Source organism: Hafnia alvei (assembly GCF_900095695.1).
In the GTDB taxonomy this organism is placed as follows: domain Bacteria; phylum Pseudomonadota; class Gammaproteobacteria; order Enterobacterales; family Enterobacteriaceae; genus Hafnia; species Hafnia alvei_B.
The window spans coordinates 133,381-139,380 of the sequence record NZ_FMIQ01000046.1 but is presented as its reverse complement, the minus strand read 5'-3'; the positions used below and the strand labels follow the sequence as shown (position 1 = coordinate 139,380).

At 45.2% G+C, this 6,000-nt stretch carries 3 protein-coding genes and 3 pseudogenes; all 6 read left to right on the top strand.

Annotated elements, in window-relative coordinates; translation table 11 throughout:
- Positions 1-2,599, top strand: a pseudogene (locus BN1044_RS12580) (RHS repeat-associated core domain-containing protein); the annotation flags it as partial.
- A gap of 900 nt (positions 2,600-3,499) precedes the next feature.
- The gene (locus BN1044_RS23370) at positions 3,500-3,778 is read left to right on the top strand and encodes a hypothetical protein (RefSeq protein WP_139130938.1); all 279 of its coding nucleotides are present in this window, start codon (positions 3,500-3,502) and stop codon (positions 3,776-3,778) included.
- A gap of 75 nt (positions 3,779-3,853) precedes the next feature.
- Positions 3,854-4,577, top strand: a pseudogene (locus tag BN1044_RS12570) (RHS repeat-associated core domain-containing protein); the annotation flags it as partial.
- A complete protein-coding gene (locus BN1044_RS12565) occupies positions 4,558-4,818 on the top strand; it encodes a YbbD-related protein (protein ID WP_072308993.1) in 261 nt (86 codons plus the stop codon). The pseudogene BN1044_RS12570 and the gene BN1044_RS12565, both read left to right, overlap by 20 nt.
- Before the next feature lie 56 nt (positions 4,819-4,874).
- Positions 4,875-5,048 (top strand): hypothetical protein, encoded by a 174-nt coding sequence (locus tag BN1044_RS23590; protein WP_168780295.1) that lies wholly within the window; start codon positions 4,875-4,877, stop codon positions 5,046-5,048.
- Between the two features lie 25 nt (positions 5,049-5,073).
- Positions 5,074-5,640, top strand: a pseudogene (locus BN1044_RS24210) (RHS repeat-associated core domain-containing protein); the annotation flags it as partial.
- Positions 5,641-6,000: the final 360 nt, after the last annotated feature.

The window sequence follows — 6,000 nt, the reverse complement described above, 5'->3', positions numbered from 1 at the left end:
CGCACAAGGCCGCGCCGTGACCCAAAGTAACCCCAACGGGCTGGATTATCAGTTCGATTACGCGGCAGAGAGCACCACCGTGACCGACAGCCTGGGCCGTAGTGAAACCTATTATTACACCGGTGAAAAAGGCCTTAAACGGGTGGTGAAACGCACCTACGCCGACGGCAGCGAAAGTCACAACGAGGTGGCGGGCTATCTGTTGATGGCGCAAACCGATACGCTGGGGCGAAAAACGGCGTTCACCCACGATATTACCACCAGTCAGCTCACCAGTATTGTGTCCCCCGACGGCAACCGCACCCGCTTTGCCTACAACATCCACGGTTTACTTACCCAGACGATACTGCCCGATGACCGTCGCCTCACGCGCAGCTATGACGCGCTTGGCCGCCTGACCGCAGAAAGTGACGCCCTTAACCGCACCGTGCGCTATGCCTATGCCGATGACGCCAGCTCGCAGCCCTGTACGATTACCGATGCCGGCGGCGGGCAAAAATCCCTCACGTGGACACGCAGCGGCCAGCTGGCCCGCTACACCGACTGCTCGGGCAACACCACCGAATACCGCTATGACCGCTGGGGACAGCGCAGTGAGATTTGCCGCCCCGCGGGCCTCACCTTACGTTATGCATACGACGCTCGTGGCCGTCTGATAAGCACGGAAAATAGCGCCGGTGAACGCACCCAGTATCACCACAATCCCGCGGGCGATTTAATCACGCTGACCGAGCCCGACGGCAGCCAAACTGACATGACCTACGATGACAACGGCCGCCTGCTCACGCGCACCCACGGCGGTGCCACCCAGCAGTTTGCCTATGACGCCGCCGACCGACTTATCCTCCTCACCAATGAAAACGATGCCCAGATGCGTTTTAGCTATGACGTGATGGACCGTTTAGTGGAAGAATTTGGCTTTGACGGACGGGTTCAGCGCTATCGCTACAACGCGGCTGGGGAATTAATAGAAAGCGATGATGCCGGCCTGATAACCCAGTGGCAGCATGATATTTTGGGTCGATTGGTGAGTCGCACCCACGCAGTGAGTCACGATACAGAAAATACAGAAAGCGAGATAACACGTTGGGAATATAACCTCGACGGCCTGCTGATGGCCGCGCATCACGTCAGCGAAGGCTACCCCGTCAGCGTGTTGTTCGAACGCAACCTGTCCGGGCAAATTAACCAAGAGCAGCAGATTGTCAGCGCGCCCGACGGCAGCGTGTTGTGGCAGCACCGTATCCAGCACCGTTATGATGCTAACAGCGCCCTGCTGTTCACCACGCCCGACGGCCTACCCACCCTGCACTGGCACACCTACGGCCCCGGTCATCTGCTCGGCGTAGCGCTCGGCGAGCAAAGTCTGTTGGAATTTGACCGCGATAAATTACACCGAGAAACGCAACGCCGCTTTGGCGAAAGTATCTTAGAGACAAGCTATACCGAGGTCGGACGGCTGCACAGCCTCACGCTCAGTACCCCCAACGCCGACCCACGCGCACAGGAATACCGCTATACGCCGCGTGGCCAGCTGAGCGATATCGTCAGCCCGCTCTCATCCCAGCATTATGAATATGACGCCGCCGGCCGCCTCATCCACGAGCACAGCACCCATCGCAGCGCGGACTACCACCTTGACCTTGCGGGCAACCGGCTCATCAACCGCTACATGCCCGAAGCTTTTATGGCCGACATGCGCCATCCGGGTAATCGCCTGAGCGAAGATGCGCATTATTATTATCAGTATGACCAGTACGGCAACCTCAGCCAAAAAACCCGCAAGCACGACGCGGGCGAAGTCCATAACTACCGCTACGACCGCAGTCATCGGCTCGTCAGCTACCTCTGTTATCAAGACGGTGAACTCCTGCGCGGCGGCCGCTACTGCTACGACCCGCTGGGGCGGCGCATCGGTAAACAGGTCATGCAGCGCAACCAGCCCAAGCACATCAGCTGGTTTGGCTGGGACGGCGACAAACTGGTGCTCACCGAGCGCGATGGCACCCGCATTCACACGGTCTATTTGCCCCACAGCTTTGTGCCCCTGCTGCGTTTTGAAGGTGATAAGCCGCCAACAGTCACTCCGCTGGCCGACAAACTTGAGCTGGAAGTGGGTATCACCCTGCCGCCCGATTTCAAGCAAACCCTGCACCACATCGAGCAGGCGCTACGCGACAACCGCCTCAGCGAGGAACAACACGCGTGGCTCAGTCAGGTTCAGCTCAGCCCGGAATATCTGGCCACCCTGCTCGACCCGTTGCCGGATACGCCCTACGCCGCCCAGCTGTACGACTGCAACCACCTCGGCACGCCACAACAGCTCATCAACCTCAACGGCGATATCGAGTGGTCCATCACGCTGGACGCCTGGGGCAATGCGCTAAGCGAAGAAAACCCGCATCAGCTGCACCAACCAATACGAATGCAAGGGCAACAATACGATGAAGAATCCGGCCTACACTACAACCGCCATCGCTATTACGATCCGACGATAGGACGGTATATTACCCAGGATCCTATTGGGTTGAGGGGGGGATGGAATTTTTATGATTATACATCCGATCCGATTCAGCAAAGCGACCCATTAGGCCTAAGTGATAACTGGGATGCACTTTCCTCGATGGGAACAATAGGCGGAATTGACTATGGTGAAGCAGCCCAATCAGCTGGGAGCATTTTGCCATCTGGTGAATCTACTACAGCATTAAATAATATGGCATCAACCAAAGGAGCTTGGAATCCTGGGGCTGACTATACAAAATCTTGGGCAATCGACACTCCGAATATTGTGCTTACTGCAATCTTTGGGCCGGCAGCCTCTATTCCTAATGTTTTAAAAAGTGGCACAATTTTTTGTGCATCAAATATGACATATCAATGGGTTGAACACGGAGAAGTAAAAACTTCAGATGCTACCGCAGCTGCGTTGACTGGTGTTTTATACCCTGGACGCTCACTTATGGCTAATACATTAATAGCTTCAGGGATTGCTTATCTGAATAGTAGTAGTAATAGCGGGGCCGCAGGGGCTGGAGTAGGAACGATCGTAAGTGGTATTTTAGGGAAAATACCTTTGCTTTCTAATATTGTAGGTGACTATGCTACAGGATTAACGTCTGAAGGAGTTAGTGATAACATAGGAACATATATAAATAAGGATGATAATAATGAGTAAAATAATATTTTTAAAAAACAATAATGGGATCAATAAAGAAATATCGATGATCTCATATATTATAATGCTTTCATTACCAATATTTTTTCTATATTTGCAATGCTCATCGGGATTGATTACTTCAACGATAATGGATGGTATTACAATCAAAGTGGTGTTTTAAGGTTAGTAAAAATAACTTCAATAAGTACTTTTTTTTCCATCATATGGAGCATCTCAACCATTTACACTGAGAAAATAAATATAAAAAAAATAGTTTATAAATTTGAACTTGAATTCAATCAGGAAAAGTCCACTGATGAACTGAGCTTCATGCATAGCATGAGCAATAAGATTGCACGTAATATTCCTGAGGAAATTAAAAAGATAAAATCTCACTATGGTGAGATAAAAAAACTAGAAATTCAGACAATCTGTTTTATCCTAAAAGGTATACATACAAAGACAACAGAGTGTAATGTTTTTTGTATTATTTTATTTTCTTTAGAAAAGAATGAAAATATTATTTTTAATTTCCAATCTATAAACAATGGGGATTTAAAATTGCAGAATATCACTTTCTCAACTGTTCCCGAACTTTCTGAAGCCCAAAAGGATTAATAATGAACAACTGATGATGAGCAAGATCCTTATTTACAGTGGAATGGATGGTGAGCCGATGCTTGTTACAATGAGAAAACCTACCGGTACCACTGCGGCTATCGGGAACAGTCACTGCCAGAACTCGACGTTGGCGGAGGCATAGCATGGTATGCAGAGTTTGATGAATGGGGAAATCGGCACCAACCAATCTGAATGCAAGGTCAGCAATACGATGAAGAATCCGGCCTGCACTACAACCGCCATCGCTATTACGACCCGATGATAGGCCGGTATATTACTCAGGATCCGATTGGGTTGAGGGGGGGATGGAATTTTTATGCGTATCCGCTGAACCCAGTGCATGGTATTGATCCATTTGGGTTAAGTCCCGCAGATGTAGCGTTAATACGAAGAAAAGAACAACTAAACCATCAAAAAGCATGGGATATATTATCTAATATTTATGATGATATTAAGAGATTAAATTTAGGCGATACTGATCAATTTTTCCATTGTATGGCATTTTGTCGAGTGTCTAAGTTAAATAATGTTGGTGTTAGTCGAGCAGCGAAAGAACTGGGTTATGAAAAAGAGATTAGAGATTACGGATTAAATCTGTTTGGTATGTACGGTAGAAGAGAAAAATTATCCCACTCTGATATGATTGAAGATAACAAAAAAGACCTAGCTGTAAATGAACATGGGTTGACATGCCCATCAACACAGGATTGTTCAGATAGATAGATGTATTAATTATATTAATCCAGGGCATAAGAAAACGATAAAGGATTTACAAGATGCTGACTATCTCAAATAATATATCAAAAATGATGGCATTTTTTTCTTCTATTATGATCGTTGTTTTTCTATGTGTAATTACGTATCTTTATTTACACAAAGATGAAGATCTCGTAAGTAAACATTACATTAACTACATGGCAATACCAAAAGGTGATGGAGTTTTTACATGGCTCCCGGATTTTTTCCCAAACACAGCGATGGATATATCAATATATACAAACGTAGAAGATAACTATTTTTTTCTTATTTTACTTTAACACACGACGGTGGAAAAAGGTTTAAAAAAACATTGACACTAAAGGCCATAAAACAGGTGGCGAAAATCGTATCAGAGAATAACAAAAATATACAAAATGTGTGGTGTAAATATGGAGAAATACCAGGACAGGGAGATGGTATGAACCTTTTTTTTGTTGGTGAAATTGATTTGACACATTATTTTATAACAAATATTGGAGCTAAATCACCTGAGGTTTGTGTAGAGTGAATACTTAGATTAAGAATACGCCAATTACGTTCCAAAAATAGGACAGTATATTACTCAGGATCCGATTGGGTTAGGTGGTGGGTGGAATGGGTATATATATCCACTTAATCCGATAATAAATATAGACCCATTGGGTTTAGAAACACTCAAGTGTATAAAACCATTACATTCTATCGGATGAGAGGGTGAAAAAAGTGGCCCAGATATTTGGGGTACCCCCTTATACCATCAATATCTTTGCGTTCCAGATGGAAAAAATGGATATATTTGTGGGGGACAGGATCAACGGGGAAAACGGTCTTCGGATGGAATATTTGGACCAGGAAAAGCGAGTCAGGATAGTAAAAATGGTGCTGGTCGGTGCGATACACTCGAGCCCGATAATAACTGCATCGGAAATTGTTTGAAAGAGAAATTTAAAGGGCCAAGACCGTTTTATACAGTGTTGCCTGACTGGCTATTTCCGGTGAAACTTGGGCTAACAAAAAATTGTCAAGACTGGTCAAATGATGCATTTGAAACATGTAAAAACAAATGTAATGGAAATAATTTCAAAAAGCTAATAAATTACTTGTACAAAGGTATCTTATAATGAAGAAATGGTGGATTACTTTAATTAGATTATTGTGGGTCGTCTTATCTTTTGCAATTTTAATTTTCTCTTTAAATCGATTGCCTGTATTACATTCAAATCATGACATAAGTGAACTGATAAGTATCATGACATTTGGAATGGTCCTAATATCATTTCCAATGGGTGTCATGTTTTACATCGCCTTAATTGTTTTTATTTTTATATTAAATTGCACAACCCATACCCTTGACAATAAATACATTTCAACAATAGTAACATGGAGCTGGTTGTTTTGGGGGGGTAAAATCCAATGGTTTAATTTAATGGATAAGATACTAAATAAATTCAATTAACTAATATGATATCCATACTATAACC

Bases quoted from the DNA above. Each gene is read 5' to 3' on its own strand.
- BN1044_RS23370 (WP_139130938.1), top strand. From the start codon at position 3,500: ATGAGCAATAAGATTGCACGTAATATTCCTGAGGAAATTAAAAAGATA.
- BN1044_RS12565 (WP_072308993.1), top strand. From the start codon at position 4,558: ATGCTGACTATCTCAAATAATATATCAAAAATGATGGCATTTTTTTCT.